Raw genomic sequence first — 14,321 nt, 5'->3', positions numbered from 1 at the left:
AATATTCATGACCCACACCACCGAAGCAGCCAACAAGGCCCTCGTGCTCGAAGCATTCGACACGCTTTTCAACCAGCGCGACTATGCGGCCGCCGAACGGTTCTGGTCGCCGGATTACATCCAGCACAGCGCGCATATCGAGCCGGGCCGCGATGGTCTGTTCAACCTGATCCGGACACTGCCGCCGACGTTGCGATACGAACCCGGCGTGATCGTCGCGGACGGCGACTACGTGATCGTTCATGGCCGCTTTTCCGGTAACGGGCGCCCCGTCGCATGGATTGCTGCCGACATCCTGCGCATAGAAAACGGCGTGCTGGGCGAGCACTGGGACGTGTTGCAGGACGAAGCAAGCCAATCCGAATCCAAGAGCGGACTGCCGATGTTCGGCAACAGCTTTCCGCGCTAACAGCAACCTTCATTTCACAGCGAGTCGAACATGAAACTCACAGGCAACACCATCTTCATCACGGGCGGCGGCTCGGGCATTGGCCGCGGACTTGCCGAGGCGCTGCACAAGCGCGGCAACCAGGTCATCATTTCAGGCAGGCGCGCCGAGCGTCTGCAGGCAACCATCGATGCGAATCCCGGCATGCGCGCGGTGTCGCTCGACATCAACAATCCCGCTGACGTTCAGGCCGTTGCCGCCAGGCTGATTTCCGAGTATCCCGACCTCAACGTGCTGATCAACAACGCCGGCGTCATGTATCCCGATGGCGCGCAAGGCCCCGTCGACGACGACCTGATGCGCACGACCGTCGATACGAATCTGCTTGGGCCGATCCGCATGACATCCGCACTGATCGAGCATCTGAAGACGCGCGACGACGCGGTCGTCGCGAACGTGACCTCGGTATTGGGCTTCGTGCCGCTTGCTATCGCTGCGGTGTACAGCGCGACCAAGGCCGCCTTGCATTCGTACACGTTGTCGCAGCGCTATCTGCTTCGGGACAGCAAGGTCTCGTTCATTGAAATCGCGCCGCCGTGGGTTCGCACAGAGTTGCTGAACAGCACCGAAGAAGAACGCGCGATGCCGCTCGATACGTTCATCGAAGGCGCAATCGGGCAACTGGGCACCGATGCGAACGAAATCCTCGTGGGTCCCGCCGTGTCGATGCGCGCCAATCCGGGACCCGGCGAGCACGCGTGGGTCAACGAGTTCAACGACCTGTTTGCGGCGGGTTGATCGCAATCCGTTGCCGCTATCGGGCACTCGGGTCAGGACGCGTCGCCAGGTTTCGTCGCTGGAAACAGCGACAGCCTGAGCCCGACGAGCGCGTGCAGCGCACCTTTGCGCAGCTTGTAGCCAGGCGCACCGGGATCGGCCGCGAAGTCCGCCAGAATCCGCCCGATGGTGGCATCGACGTCGACCGCAAGCGCCGACGGTACGCCTTGCCGATCGCCCGATTCGACGCATCGTTCATAGTACGACCGCACATCGTCGAGCACGCGATTCAACACGACCGGCAATTCTCCGGAGAACTTGCCCGAGAGTCTGCGCAGGTCGAGTGTGTTGAGCGCAACGCGCATGTCGCGCAGGCTTTCCGTCGACGGGTGCTTGTCGTCCTCGCTCGGCGCCACGCGCGGAATGAGCTGCACGAGCCGGTCGAGCATGCGGGCGTTCAGATCGCGCTGCTGATCGATCGATAACGTGGACGCGCTGAGAACGACGTCCCGCCAGCTGGACCGGGTGAGCCGTGCCGTCGCCGCATCCGTTCCGAACGGGCGGATCACGCCCGTCATCACCGAAGCGAACATCACACCGGCCAGCCCCGCGAGGTTGGCATTCAGGAAGCTCAGGATGTTGGCGTCATAGGCGCTGTCGATGCCAAGAAAAGTGGCCGTCGTCAACGCTACGAGCGTCGATATCAACGCCCATTTTGGACGTGGCATCAACAAGCCCAGCGGCACAAACAGGAATGAGAAGAAGATGACCAGCACGCCGAAGTCCTGACCACTCGGCAACACGACAAACAGATAGAACGCTGAAATGACGACGCCCATCGTCGCGCACTTCAGAAAAGTAATCATCATGGGCACGGGTTCGTCGAGCGCGGCGAAAAAGCAGACACCGATAGCGCCCAACGACACGGCCGCCGCACCGTCCTGCCAGCCCGAAGCAATCCAGATGCTCGACGAAACGAAGATGACCAGCGCGGCCGAACTGGCAGAGAACAAAGCAAGACCCCGGTCGAGAAACGCGTGACGCGTGCCGACCCGCCAATGACGAAAGCGCGGTCGCCAGCTCGCTTTTTCGTACACGATCATGTCGCGCAAGCTCCGGCAATCGGCCCACAGATCCACCACTTGCCGCAAGCGCGACAGCGCGCTGGATAACAATGCCGCCTGCCAGGTCGTCAACTCGTTGCGGGCCGGGTCCAGTTGCGCGATACGCATCCGCAACAGCGACGCCCCGTGCTCGGGGTCTTCGCCTAGCGACGCGTCCATCCAGCGGCAGGTATCGCGCAGCAGTTCGTTCAGGCTAACGGGAACGCCGGGCTCCGATTTCTGTGCGGCCGCGAGGATATCTGCAAGTGCCGAGGTGATAGGCAGTATCAGTTGCATCCGGCCTTGCAGTTCCTCGCTGCGAGCGAGAATCGCCGGGCTGACGTGATCGTAGGCCAACTGGCTCAACAGGAATTCGAAGCCGCGCACGCTCGTCGCCATCTTCTGGCGGCTTCCCGAAACGAGCGCGCCCACGGCCCGGCCCGCCAGCGACTCTTTCGCGTAAAGCGTCGCGTCGCGGAACCATGAATCGGTTCGCTCGATCAGCGTCGGCGCGAGCCGGCTCGGAAAAAATACGCTGCCGACGATGCTCGCGCAGACGATGCCAAGCGTGATTTCTTCAGTTCGCGCCACGGCCACGTCGAAGATGCTCAGCGGGTTCGATAGCGCCGGTAGCGCGATGACAGACAGCGAATAGCTGGCGAGCAGGAACACGTAGCTGCGTGCCGCACGCGTCGAGATCGAAATGTAGACGAACACGCCCGTCCACAACGCTATCACTGCGCTCAACAGATAAGGCGTCTCGGCGAAAGGCGGCACGAGGGCGACGGAAGCGAGCGCGCCAAGCACGGTGCCGATCACGCGATACAGCGCCTTCGACCTTGTGGCGCCGACGAACGGGTTCGACACGATATAGACGGATGCCAGCGCCCAGTACGGCCTCGGAAGGTCGAACCAGAACGCGATGTAAAGCGCGAGCATCCCTGCAAGAAAGGTCTTTAGTGAAAAAATCCAGTCGCGCAGCGAAGGGAGATTCATCGGAACAAATCGCGTGGGGGATCAGTCTCTCTGCCCGGCAGATTGTCCAGGCTCGCAGTCAAACGACCCACAGTGTCCCGCGTTTCTTCGAAGTCTGCCTGGACGATCGCATAGGACGCGCACGCGTCGAAGCCGCAAAGGACGCGGCCATGCGGTTCACCTTGCTCGTCCGATGCGAAGTCACGCGATACCAGCAGCCACTGTCAACGCGCTGTTGCGTTCGAACGCTCGATCGGGAGGGTGAAGCTGAACGTCACGCCGCGGGACACATTGCGCACAGCCCAGATCCGGCCAGCGTGTGCTTCGACAATAGACCGGCAGATCGCCAGGCCCATGCCCATCCCTGTCTTCTTGGTAGTGAAGAACGGCTCGAAGATCCTCTCGAAGTCCACCTGTCCCGCGCCGCGATCTTCCACGTCGATCACGACACTCTCCGCATCGCGACGCGAGCGGACCACCAGCAGCTTCGGCCGTTCCTCCGTTGCCGCTAACGCTTCGATTGCGTTGCGCACGAGGTTCACGAGCACCTGCTGAATCTGAACCGCGTCGGCTCTGATCTTCGGCACGTCTTCGTACAGTATCGTCTCCAGCGAAATCGCGTTGCGCTGGATATCGTCGGCCATCAGCGTGCATACCTGAAGGATCAGCTTGTTGATGTCGAGATCCGCCTTTTGCGGTGCTGCATGCCTGAAGAGCGCGCGGATGCGGCTTACCACATCGGCGGCGGCATTCGCGTCGCGAACAACGTGCTCGGCCGAAAGTCTGGCTTCCTCGATCCTGGGCGGTGTGGCAGCGAGCCACCGCAAGCATGCTTGCCCATGCGCGACGACGGCCTGAAGGGGCTGGTTGAGTTCGTGAGCAATGGAGGCGGACAGTTCGGCGACAGCCGCGAGCCGTGACGCCTGTGAAAGCTTCTCCTGCGCGTCGCGCAACGCCTTCGCGACGTCTGCGCTGTCGTCGATATCGACATCGATACCAAAGAACTTCATCACTTGCGCACCGGCCGGTTCAGCGCTGCGTTGATCTTGCGCGTGACCGGGGTCCAGCCTCGACAACAGATGCGGCTCGTCCGACAACTTCCCGAGCAGCGCGACGAGGTGGTGCCGCACGTTTTCGGATTGGCGCGCGCCCTCCTCGATCGCGACGGCCAGTTCCGTCCAACCCGGTTGACGATATTGCTCGGCCAGATAAGCGTGGACGATGATCTGCGCGACGAGATCGAAGTAATCGAAGAGATACAGCGAGACGTCGACCAGAAGCTCTTTGCCAATATGCTCGTCCAGTTCTCCCAGCGCGACGTAGGTGCTCCAGATTTCCCGCAAGCCGAGGCGCAGCGCCTGAAGCAGGCTTTGCAGCGGTACGCGTTGAGGCTCACGTTTCTGGCTGATTTCCCGAAACACGTTCATGTGCTGCGCGGACGGAGGTTCGCCCGACAACAGCGTCTCGAACCATACTTTGGCCGACAGCGCGACGGATTCGTGAACATCCTCTTTGGCGGCCGGCGGCAACAAGCGGTATCCGTCGAGCGGCGTCAGTGTCGCGAGCGTGCGCTCGACGACATCGGTCAGATCGGCAGCGAGGGAGGCGGTCTTTTCTCGCAAGGGGTTGCTGATTTTGGGTACTTTGGCTAGCACGGCAATTTATCTATCGGTAACGGGCGCACGATGTCGACTAACAAGCAGCGCCGGCGCAGCGGCGTCTACGGCTGCGCACCGAACGGCTCCCGCCTGATACCCTGCGATGCGATTCAATGCGGCGTATCACGTGGCGCGAAACGCGCCGTTTCCGGCGAAGCCTCCGTCAGCCGCCCGGCGGGGATCGAAAGGCGCACTGCCCGCGCGGGGAGCGCGTCGACCTGCATCCGGTAGATCCATGGTCTCGCGGCGCAACGCGGCCCGCCATCCCCCTTATTGGGGAGACGCGCGCATTCGACGGGGGATGGCGGCAAGCGTGCCCCGATAACCATGCGTGTGATTGCAAAATGCGTGTGACTGTTGAAGCGCCCGCGAACGCGCCGCGCGTTTTCCTCTCGACGAAAGTCGTCCCGCCGCGTCTGCCGCCAGATCTGATCGACCACTGTCGGTTCTACGCCAGCGCCAAGTCTCGTCCGAAGATTCGACGCGACTCCAGTTTCATGTAATGGAACGCCAACTTCCTGCGAACTAACATCGATCCCAGGCGCTGCGAGTTGACACAGTTGTTGACAGTGATGTGCGCCAGCAGGAGATCGCGTGATGGCCTTGCGAAGCTTCACAGCGAGCGAAATTTCAGTCGGCAACAACCCCGACTACGGCGCAATCTTTATTGTTTCGCTGCCACCGGTTAAATAGTGGATGATGGCTTTCCAGCATCTGCTCTTTCACGAACTCCAATCTATTTCGCGCGAAGAGCCTTGCTGTTTACGGCGCGCTCTCGAAGAGCGTTCAAGTTAACCTGATAGTTTCAAGAAACATGAACACTGACATCAAGGACGATCTTCACGTCCGCCTCTCGCCGCACGATGCAGTTGTCGAAGTCGCAAAGGTTCTCTGGCACCTGCGCAGTATTCTGGCCATCATGGTCGTGCTTTTCTTCGTTTTGTCGATTGCAATGTACTACGGTGGCGGGGCCGTCAATATGGCTACGCGCGTCCACTCGTCGCTGGGCGAGACACTGTATTTTTGCGCGGTCACTGCGCTGACCATCGGCTACGGCGACGTCGTACCAACCACCACGCTTGGCCGGATCATCGCGGTTTTACTGGGTTTGCTCGGCGTGTTGATGACGGGAGTGACAACGGGCTCCACTGTCTACGGCATTCAGGTAGCGGCTCAACGAGCTGGCCTGCGGCCACGCTAAACCCTACACGATCCGCTTCTGTTCCTTTTCTCGCCATGCCCGGCTGATTCCAGATTCATGTAATAGCCGTCCTTCGGACTGCCGCCTATCATCTCTAGCCTTACGCTTGGAGCAGGGTGAACCCTTTGCGAGTCTGGAAGCGATACTGGGACAACCGAGGACCGCGCGTGTACGCATCAACCTGATCTCCTGGGCACGTACTTGCCGTCAACGGGCCGCGCAAGTCTCAACCAATCGGATATGCAACACCATGATTCGCATCGAAAACCTGACTGTGTTCCCGGACCGTAGAGAAGTGTTCGTCGACGGTCTTCCTGTCGAACTTGGTTGCAGAGCGATGGATGTCTTGCTCGTGCTTATCGAAGCCAATGGCGCGCTGGTGACAAAGGAAAAGCTCACAGACCAGGTCTGGCCGCACACGGTGGTCGCTGAAAACAACCTTCGTGTCCACATCTGCATGATCCGCAAAATGATGGGCGAACATCGCAGGTTGCTCGTATCTGTGCCTGGGCGCGGCTACCGTCTGTTGCGACCGGCACAACCGGCTTATCTGATTCCAATGCTTGTCGTGCATGCCCAGTTGATGCGGTCTGCAAGATAGCCGTTTTGTGTTTTGAAGTGCATCGGCGCGCGGCGCGGGTCAACGCGGCTTCAGTTCGACGGGTGCTGCAGCGCGATAGCCGCCGCCGAGTGCCTTGGTCAATGCGATCTCCTGACTGAGCATCTGCCCCCGTAGCTCCAGCAGCGCAACCTGTTCGGCGATCACCGGCTGGCGTGCCTGAAGCGCCGCGAGCCGGCTCGTCAGTCCGCGTTGATAGTGCGCTTCGACGCTGTCCCTCGTGAACGCAATCGATTCGATCCGCTGCTTCTGCAGCTCCGTCTGGGCGTCGAGCGCCTGCAGGCGGCTACCCGTCTGTGCGACATCGCGCACCGCGTTGAGCACGGCCTGGTTGTACTGCTCGATCAACAGGTTGCTCCCCTCGCGTGCGCCGCCAAGGTTCGCGTTGAGCCGGCCACCGTCGAAGATCGGCAGATACAGGCCCGGAATCAGATTGATCTGCTGGCTCGCATGCGTGAAAAGGTCGGCGAGATGCAAGGCATTGACGCCAAAGAACGCCTTGATGTCGAAGCTCGGATAGAACGCCGCCTTGGCCGCATCGATCCGGTCGAACGACGATTCGACATACCAGCGCATCGCCTGCAGATCGGGGCGCCGGGCCAGCAGTTCATACGAAAGCGCCGGCGGCAACGCGGCCTGCGAGCGCGGCAGCGCGACGGGCTCGATGGCGGGCAGGCCATCGGGGCCCGCGCCGACCAGCGCCCGCATCGATTCGCGAAACTGCTTGATCTGCGTTTGCGCCGACACGATCTGCCGTTCGACGGCCAGTTGCTGCGCTCGCGCTTCTTCGAGCAAGGTGCGTGCTTCGAGGCCGCGCGCGGCGCGCGCCTCGTGTGCCTGCACTGCGAACTCTGCTGTTTCGTGCAGTTCGTTTAGCAGATCGATGAGCTGATAAGTCGTTTGAATGCCGTAGTAAAGCTGCGCCACATCCGCCGAGATTTCGAGTTCGACGGCAGACGTCTCGGCGAGCCGCGCGTTGTTCACGCCGAGCGATGCGGCGACCTGTGCGCGCTGCTTGCCCCAGAGATCGACATTCAGGCTCGCGCCCAATCCGACAACGCCCTCGGTGTACCACGGCCCCGTCAGCCCCAAAGCCGGTTCATTCTGTGCGAACGGGCCAAGAAAGCCGTTTGCGGAAACATGCTCGCGATCCAGCAACGCCAGCGCGACCACCTGCAAGCCCGTTCCTGCGCTGACCAGCTCGACATCCGACCTGGCCTGCGCGACGCGCGTGCGCGCAATCACCATCGTCGGGGCGTTGGCGAGCGCCTGATCGATCAGCGCGTCGAGTTGCTCATCGCCATACCGTGTCCACCAGCGCGCGGCGGGCCAGCCATCGCGCGCGAGATGGATGTCGTCCGCGAGATTGATCTGTTCAGGGGCAATCTCCGTATAAGGCGTGGTGTCGTGATGGATCAGCGCGCATCCCGACAGCGCGGACGATAGCCACGCCACGCATAACACGCGTCGACGCCACCGCCCATCACGCAAAACCGATCGCTGATTCATGTTCATATGGGCTGTGATGAGGGCGCCGCAACGGACGCCCCGTCCTGTACCTCGGCACGCCAGTCCGGCAACCCCGCGACTTGCCGCGACAGTTCGTCCGCTGCGGCGATGAGCGGTCTATCCGCCGCTTCGACAGCTTCTTGTGCAGCGATCTCGCTGCGTCGCGGCGCGCGGGCGTCGGGCGGGCTGGCCGCAAGCTCGTCCGCGTACCGGTTGAGTTCGACGCGCGCCTGTTCTTGCGTCGAGCGCACGGTATCGACCGTTTGCGAGTTCGACGCTCCCGCTTGCGCGACCAGCGTACTGCGCAGCGCATCGCCTGCCAGCATGATCTCGCGTCCCTGCGCGAGCACGGTTTGCGCGCGCAATGTCCATTGCGCATGCTCGGCTTCCTGCCAGCCGGGTTCGAGTGCAACACGCGCGAGCGTCGCCTCGCAATCGGCCAATACCGCCCATGCCTGCAACTGGCGCTGCGCGTACGGCAACTCGTCCCCTGCATCGTCGCTGGGCATGCGCAGTTGTGCGGCGATCGCGCGCAACATGGTAGCGAGTCTCTGCCGCAACGCGTCGCCCTCGCCTTCCCGCCAGAACGACATCTGCACGAAGGTCGCCACACCGACGCCCAGCAGAATGCCCACCATCCGGTCGCGGATCTCAGTCAGATTGGTGGTTGGGCCGAACTGCCCGAGAACGGCGAGCGAGAACGTGAATATCACCTGGATGCCCGCGTAGCCGATCCGCTCCGAGCCCGCCGATATCCACGCCCCGAGCGCGGCGACGGGCAGCGTGATCAACAGCAGGCCGGCGATATCGTCGAGATGGGGAATGACGAACACCACCATGAAAAGCGCCAGCGCACTGCCAATGGCGGCCCCCGTCAGGCGCAGCAGCGCACGCTGCGTCGATGCGCCGAGGCTCGGCAGCGCGACGATCACGCAGGTCAGCATGATCGTGTGTATGCCTTGCCAGTCGACCGCGTTGTAGAACACGTAGCAGGCCAGCACGGCGAGCAGCGTCTTCAACGAAAAGCGCAGGTACGCGGGATTGGTCCATGCATCGGGCGCCACCATCGGTTCGGCGGCGGCCGGTTTGCCCGTCTCCGCACCTCGCGCGGCGAGATCCGCGTACGCATGCAGCGCGCGCTGCAACTCGCCTGCGGCGGGAATCGTATCGGCTGCATTGTGCTCTTCTGGTGTCGCGGTGCTCACGTGACGATACGGTTCACCCGACATCACCGCTTCGTCGAGTGCCCGGACGTTCGCCCGCAACTCGGACAACATCGCACGCCGCGCCGGCGACGGCGCCGGCCACGTATCGGGCAACTCGCTCGCGCCGCGATAGAGACGCGACACGGTCGCGATGCATGCAAGCTGCGCCGCCTGATGCTCGCGAAAATGCGCGTCTCGCATCGTCGTGAACCGCAACAGCTTTTGCAACGTCAGCGCGCCTTGCTGGACGGCCGCTAGCGTGATCGGCGTGACGTTCGGCGTGTTGTCGATCAGTTGCGTCAGACGTATGTCCAGCGCCGCAAGCTGCCGATGGATTTCCGCCTTGAGCTGCAACTGCGGTTCGGCGGGCAACAGCAGCGTATTGACCACGAGCGCCAGCGCGATCGGATAGTTGACGGCGACCCATACCCACAACACGGCGCGAATCAGCAGGTCGGCCTGATCGGTCTGATCGACGAAACTCTGCACATAGATCACGACAATCGCGACGATGAAAAACACCACGCCGATCTTCAGAACGCGCAGCAGATACACGCTGCCGAAAAACACCACACTCGCGACGACGATGCGCAGCAACGGATAATCGAATGTGAATTTCAGCAGCAGGATCGACAGGCCAATGGCGAGCGTCGATCCGACCATGAACATGATGCCGACCAACCGCGTCACCACCACGTTCGCCTGCGTGACGTAAAACACCACCAGCAGCGACAGCGGAAGCTCCGGCACTTCGAGCGCCATCGATGCGACGATCACGATTGCGCTGGTCAGCATGCAACGCAACATCACGTTGAGCCGACCAGGAAAAGGCGCAAGCTCGCGGGTCAGGAAATCGCCTGCATTGCGCAGCTTGATGGGCATAGCGGGCAAGTAGTCGGCGGCGGCCATGGGCGCTCCTCAATGGCTTGCGCCGTCGTTGCCCGGGTGCAGCACCGCCACCGCCGACGTGCCGACGCGGAACAGCTCGGGGTTCGGATCGTCCACGCGGATCTTGACCGGAAACCGCTGCGACACATGGACCCAGTTAAGCGTGCGTTGAATGCGCGGCAATCCGCCGGGCAAGGCGAGACCGGCTTCGTCGGACGCGATGCCGTAACTGATCGAATCGACGGTGCCCCGAAAGCGCTGGCCCGTATCGCTCATCAGATAGACCGTCGCGGGCGTCCCCGTCCTGATGCCCTTGAGTTCCGTCTCACGAAAGTTCGCGACCACGTACCAGTGGCGCGTATCGATCAACGTGAACACAGGTTTGAGCGCCGTTGCAAACTGGCCCGTTGCCGTCTTCAACGACACAATGCGTCCGTCGAAAGGCGCTCGCACCGTCGCATACTCGAGGTTCAATTCCGCAAGCGAGATCTCCGCCGTGACAACGGCGCGTTGCGCGACCAGCGCATCGACGCCGCTCACCGCCGCTGCCGCCTGCTGCGCCTGCAGTTGCGCGGCGCTGAGTTCGGCCTGCGTGGCGCGTTGCGCGGTGCGCGCACGGTCGACGTCCTCCGCCGACACATAACCGTGTGACAACAGCGGCTCCATGCGGTGTAGCGTATCGGACGCCTGAGCGGCTGCGGCTCGCGCGCGCTCGACAGCCGCGCGCACCGACTCCGCGTTGTACTGCTGCGCATTGACAGTGCGTTGGGTCAACTCGATCTGCCTGTCGAGCGCAACGAGCGACGCCTTGCCCCGCGTCAGCGCATCCTGATACGGACGCGGATCGATGCGAAACAGCAGATCGCCCTGCTTCACCGCCTGGTTGTCATGCACGGGCAACTCGACGATACGGCCGTTCACCTCAGGTACGACGTCGATGGTATCCGCGTAGACATAGGCGTCGTCGGTGCGCGGCGCGCGTTCCAGCTGGCGGATCACGAAGACCACCAATAGCAGCGTCAGCACGACCAGGATGATGGCCGGCCACGCGCGCTTCTTTGTCCGGTTGGCAGTTGTCGCCATTGCATTACCTGAAGATCAATGTTGGAACAGCATCAACCAGACAGCGAGTGAAAGGAAAGTGACAAGCGTGGGATACACCACCGCCGCGGGCCACAAGACAAGCTCGGCCCGCATGCGTTTGACGATCAGATGGACGACGACCGTGAGCACCACGCCCGCGACGAGGCAGAACAGCCAGTCCGGAAAGTACGCGCCGAGTACGCTGAGGGATGGCGAATTCGCGCACCCCGAGACGAGAACCGCGGCGATCGCCGCCGTCCCGCGCGCACGCTTTGCATGTGAGTCTTTGGCGAATGGAACGTGTCGTTTCAAGGCGTGCAGCCCCCGGGCAAAGCGTCGAGTTCGCAACAATAGCGCGGCAATGAAGCCCCGCGCATTACATGAATATGTAGTGTCGCCTTAGTAAGGGATGGTGTAAATCGCGCGGCGAGTTGTGTTTCCCCAAGGCTTACTTAAATTCTATCCAGCAGGTCTAGCAGCGCGTCGCCATCGACAGGTTTCCGGAAGAAACCCAATGCGCCTCTCTGCAAATAGTAGTCTTCCGTATGCCCGGTCGGCTTGCCTGTGATAACGATGACGGGCGTGGTGGCGCCCGACTGAACCGTTCTATCGAGCACCTGAATGCCGTCGATGTGCCGCATTCCCAGGTCGGTGACAACACATAACAGGCCCGAGTAACCCTCGGAAAAGAAATCCACTGCGGATTCATAGACCCGTGTTCCATACCCGCCAGAAGCCAGCAGGTTGGCCAGTGCCGCCAGGACGCGACGGTCATCATCAATCACGGCAACGGTTCGAACCGCGGACGCGCACATTGTTTTTCCGGCTCATGGGTCCAACAAGGAACTGGCACTGGCGCCAGGCTCTGGACTATCGTGTCGGCGATGCTTCAAGCTGCAGTTTGCTTGCCTGCCTGACCAGCGTGGCGAATGAATCTGCGCGCATTTTTCTCATGATGTGGCCTCGATGTACCTGGACGGTGTATTCGGTGATACCAAGGACGGCCGCCGCCTGCTTGTTGAGCAAGCCGCTAACGAGTAATGGCAAGAGTTCCTGCTCACGAGGTGTCAGCGATTGATAGAGCGCGTGGAGCGCCGCTGTATCAGCCGCCTCCGCGCGAAGCACATGGGCTTTGGCGAGCGCCGCATCGACCGCGTTGAGCAACGCGTCTTCGTCGATGGGCTTGGTGAGGAAGTCAACCGCGCCGCCCTTCATGGCCAGCACCGTGGATGGCACATCCCCTCTCCCCGTGATGAAAATGACGGGGATATGAGCGTCCGCGCTGACCAGTTTCTGGACGTCCAGGCCACTCAAGCCCGGCATTCTCATATCGAGGATCAGACATGCAACGGCTTTTTGACGCGGTGTGTCGAGAAATGCTCTGCCGGAGTTGAACGCGTGGACAGTTCTTCCGTTTGCACGCAGCAACGCAGCGAGTGCCTCTCGCACCCGTTCGTCGTCGTCAACCAGATACACCAGTTCACCTGCGGATTCCATCGAACCCCTCTGTTGTCAGGAGGCGCCTCCCCTGACCTCGGACAGCCGGCCCGCGATGATGTCGCTGGATGCGACGCTCACGCGGCCGTGCCGGAGAAAAATTATACCGCCGGGATCGGCGCCCGGAAGTGCAGGCTGCATGACATGTTTATGTAATGGCGGCGCCAGATTTGGTGCTATAGGGGTAGATCGACTCGCGTCATCGGCCTGATGCATTCTTTGAAAACGCTTCTGTTCCCCAGCGTGTCCGCAATGGTATGACATAAATTCATTGCCCGCGTATTCGATTCGTGTCACTAACGCTGCCGTGTGCCTGCCAGACGCCCGCCTTCCAAAAATTACGCGGACGGGCGTGCGCCTTCCCAGGCACGCTGCAGCAGTGCCCTGAGCGGTTTCTCATCAATCGGTCGCGGGTTCCAGTATGGGTTTGACAATGCCACCTCGCACGCATGATCGAGGTCCGTTTCCCTCAACCCAATCTCGCGAAGGCCTCGCGGAACCCCAAGCTCTTCGTTGAGTTGGTAAAGGCCGTCGGCCGCCGACGCTACGTTCAATGCCCTGGCAATCCGCTCCATAGCCTCATCCGCAACGGGACTGTTGTAAGCTAGAGCATGAGGCAGCACGATTGCGTGCGTCTCCGCATGAGGCAGGTTAAATGTTCCACCCAAGGTGTGGCACAGCTTGTGATGAAGCGCCATGCCAACATTGCCGAGCACCATCCCGCACAGCCACGCACCGTAGAGACATTCGCTGCGCGCCGCTTTGTCCTTGCCGTTCTTGTTCACTCCACGCAGGCCGATGGCAAGAGAGCGAATGCCCTCTTCCGCCATCAGCGACATGACGGGATTTCCGTCCTTGGCGTACAGCCCTTCGGCGGCATGGGCGATCGCGTTGAGGCCGCTGACTATCGAAAGACGAACCGGGAGCCCCATTGTCAATTCCGGGTCGTACAGGACTGTCTTCGGGATGACCTTCGCATCGCGGCCCGTTTTCTTCAGGCCATTTTCGGTAATGCCGTAGATGGGCGTCATCTCCGACCCGGCATACGTCGTCGGTATCGCGATGATCGGTAACGACGATTCAAGCGCAATGGCCTTGCCGAGACCAATCGTCGATCCGCCGCCAATCGCAACGGCACAGTCCGCGTCAACTGACTTCGCATGTTCTCGCGCGCGGCGGGCGTTCTCGATGGGAACATGCATCTGGGCGCCGTCGAAGACTCCCGCACTGGAAGGACCGAGAAGAGCCGAGACTACCTCCGCCTGAGCCTTCTGTTCCGGGGTACAAAGAACCAACGCCCGCCGTGCGCCCAACGTCTCGACTTCCTGTTGAATCAACTTCATGCTTCCGGCGCCGAACACAACTCTCGACGCCTGCGTGGTATAGGTGAACTCATACATGAGATTAGCTCCCTGTGT

Annotated in this window: 13 protein-coding genes; 4 read left to right on the top strand and 9 right to left on the bottom strand. The window is 61.5% G+C overall.

All coding sequences use genetic code 11. The annotated features are described in order from the left end of the window. The first annotated feature begins 7 nt into the window (after window positions 1-7). A complete protein-coding gene (locus BLT65_RS23195; protein ID WP_091781400.1) occupies window positions 8-409 on the top strand; it encodes a nuclear transport factor 2 family protein in 402 nt (133 codons plus the stop codon). Between the two features lie 30 nt (window positions 410-439). Further along, window positions 440-1,186, top strand: coding sequence for an SDR family oxidoreductase (locus tag BLT65_RS23190; RefSeq protein WP_091781397.1), 747 nt, complete (start codon window positions 440-442; stop codon window positions 1,184-1,186). Window positions 1,187-1,218: 32 nt separating this feature from the next. On the opposite strand, the gene BLT65_RS23185 is transcribed toward BLT65_RS23190, so the two are convergent. Further along, window positions 1,219-3,264, bottom strand: a complete 2,046-nt coding sequence (locus tag BLT65_RS23185) for an FUSC family protein (protein WP_091781394.1) — start codon at window positions 3,262-3,264, stop codon at window positions 1,219-1,221. A 203-nt stretch (window positions 3,265-3,467) separates the two neighbouring features. Further along, window positions 3,468-4,865 carry a sensor histidine kinase gene (locus BLT65_RS23180; protein WP_244186561.1) on the bottom strand — a complete coding sequence of 466 codons (1,398 nt, stop codon included), beginning with the start codon at window positions 4,863-4,865 and terminating at the stop codon, window positions 3,468-3,470. Between the two features lie 850 nt (window positions 4,866-5,715). On the opposite strand from BLT65_RS23180, the gene BLT65_RS23175 reads away from it, so the two are divergent. Both BLT65_RS23175 and BLT65_RS23170 read left to right on the top strand, forming a co-directional pair. Continuing rightward, window positions 5,716-6,102 carry a potassium channel family protein gene (locus BLT65_RS23175; RefSeq protein WP_091781391.1) on the top strand — a complete coding sequence of 129 codons (387 nt, stop codon included), beginning with the start codon at window positions 5,716-5,718 and terminating at the stop codon, window positions 6,100-6,102. A gap of 250 nt (window positions 6,103-6,352) precedes the next feature. Beyond that, window positions 6,353-6,703, top strand: coding sequence for a winged helix-turn-helix domain-containing protein (locus tag BLT65_RS23170; RefSeq protein WP_042305466.1), 351 nt, complete (start codon window positions 6,353-6,355; stop codon window positions 6,701-6,703). A gap of 39 nt (window positions 6,704-6,742) precedes the next feature. Here BLT65_RS23170 and BLT65_RS23165 read toward each other — a convergent pair whose 3' ends face one another. The 7 genes from BLT65_RS23165 to BLT65_RS23135 form a co-directional block, all read right to left on the bottom strand. Continuing rightward, window positions 6,743-8,236 carry an MdtP family multidrug efflux transporter outer membrane subunit gene (locus BLT65_RS23165; RefSeq protein WP_091781390.1) on the bottom strand — a complete coding sequence of 498 codons (1,494 nt, stop codon included), beginning with the start codon at window positions 8,234-8,236 and terminating at the stop codon, window positions 6,743-6,745. Beyond that, complete coding sequence (locus BLT65_RS23160; RefSeq protein WP_091781388.1) at window positions 8,233-10,344, bottom strand: FUSC family protein; 2,112 nt, start codon at window positions 10,342-10,344, stop codon at window positions 8,233-8,235. The genes BLT65_RS23165 and BLT65_RS23160 overlap by 4 nt, the downstream gene beginning before the upstream one ends. Before the next feature lie 9 nt (window positions 10,345-10,353). Continuing rightward, the gene (gene mdtN / locus BLT65_RS23155; RefSeq protein WP_091781386.1) at window positions 10,354-11,406 is read right to left on the bottom strand and encodes a multidrug transporter subunit MdtN; all 1,053 of its coding nucleotides are present in this window, start codon (window positions 11,404-11,406) and stop codon (window positions 10,354-10,356) included. Window positions 11,407-11,421: 15 nt separating this feature from the next. Beyond that, window positions 11,422-11,718 carry a YtcA family lipoprotein gene (locus tag BLT65_RS23150; RefSeq protein WP_244186560.1) on the bottom strand — a complete coding sequence of 99 codons (297 nt, stop codon included), beginning with the start codon at window positions 11,716-11,718 and terminating at the stop codon, window positions 11,422-11,424. A 140-nt stretch (window positions 11,719-11,858) separates the two neighbouring features. Beyond that, window positions 11,859-12,191 (bottom strand): response regulator, encoded by a 333-nt coding sequence (locus BLT65_RS23145; protein WP_244186559.1) that lies wholly within the window; start codon window positions 12,189-12,191, stop codon window positions 11,859-11,861. An 85-nt stretch (window positions 12,192-12,276) separates the two neighbouring features. Then, entirely contained in the window at window positions 12,277-12,903 is a 627-nt protein-coding gene (locus BLT65_RS23140; RefSeq protein ID WP_042305462.1) for a response regulator transcription factor, read from the bottom strand. A 338-nt stretch (window positions 12,904-13,241) separates the two neighbouring features. Next, complete coding sequence (locus BLT65_RS23135; protein WP_091781728.1) at window positions 13,242-14,303, bottom strand: maleylacetate reductase; 1,062 nt, start codon at window positions 14,301-14,303, stop codon at window positions 13,242-13,244. Between the last annotated feature and the right edge of the window lie 18 nt (window positions 14,304-14,321).

Source organism: Paraburkholderia steynii, from assembly GCF_900100565.1.
In the GTDB taxonomy this organism is placed as follows: Bacteria; Pseudomonadota; Gammaproteobacteria; order Burkholderiales; family Burkholderiaceae; genus Paraburkholderia; species Paraburkholderia terrae.
This window is presented reverse-complemented; position numbering and strand designations above follow the sequence as displayed.

Bases quoted from the DNA above. Each gene is read 5' to 3' on its own strand.
- BLT65_RS23195 (WP_091781400.1), top strand. From the start codon at position 8: ATGACCCACACCACCGAAGCAGCCAACAAGGCCCTCGTGCTCGAAGCA.
- BLT65_RS23190 (WP_091781397.1), top strand. From the start codon at position 440: ATGAAACTCACAGGCAACACCATCTTCATCACGGGCGGCGGCTCGGGC.
- BLT65_RS23185 (WP_091781394.1), bottom strand. From the start codon at position 3,264: ATGAATCTCCCTTCGCTGCGCGACTGGATTTTTTCACTAAAGACCTTT.
- BLT65_RS23175 (WP_091781391.1), top strand. From the start codon at position 5,716: ATGAACACTGACATCAAGGACGATCTTCACGTCCGCCTCTCGCCGCAC.
- BLT65_RS23170 (WP_042305466.1), top strand. From the start codon at position 6,353: ATGATTCGCATCGAAAACCTGACTGTGTTCCCGGACCGTAGAGAAGTG.
- BLT65_RS23165 (WP_091781390.1), bottom strand. From the start codon at position 8,236: ATGAACATGAATCAGCGATCGGTTTTGCGTGATGGGCGGTGGCGTCGA.
- BLT65_RS23160 (WP_091781388.1), bottom strand. From the start codon at position 10,344: ATGGCCGCCGCCGACTACTTGCCCGCTATGCCCATCAAGCTGCGCAAT.
- mdtN (WP_091781386.1), bottom strand. From the start codon at position 11,406: ATGGCGACAACTGCCAACCGGACAAAGAAGCGCGCGTGGCCGGCCATC.
- BLT65_RS23140 (WP_042305462.1), bottom strand. From the start codon at position 12,903: ATGGAATCCGCAGGTGAACTGGTGTATCTGGTTGACGACGACGAACGG.
- BLT65_RS23135 (WP_091781728.1), bottom strand. From the start codon at position 14,303: ATGTATGAGTTCACCTATACCACGCAGGCGTCGAGAGTTGTGTTCGGC.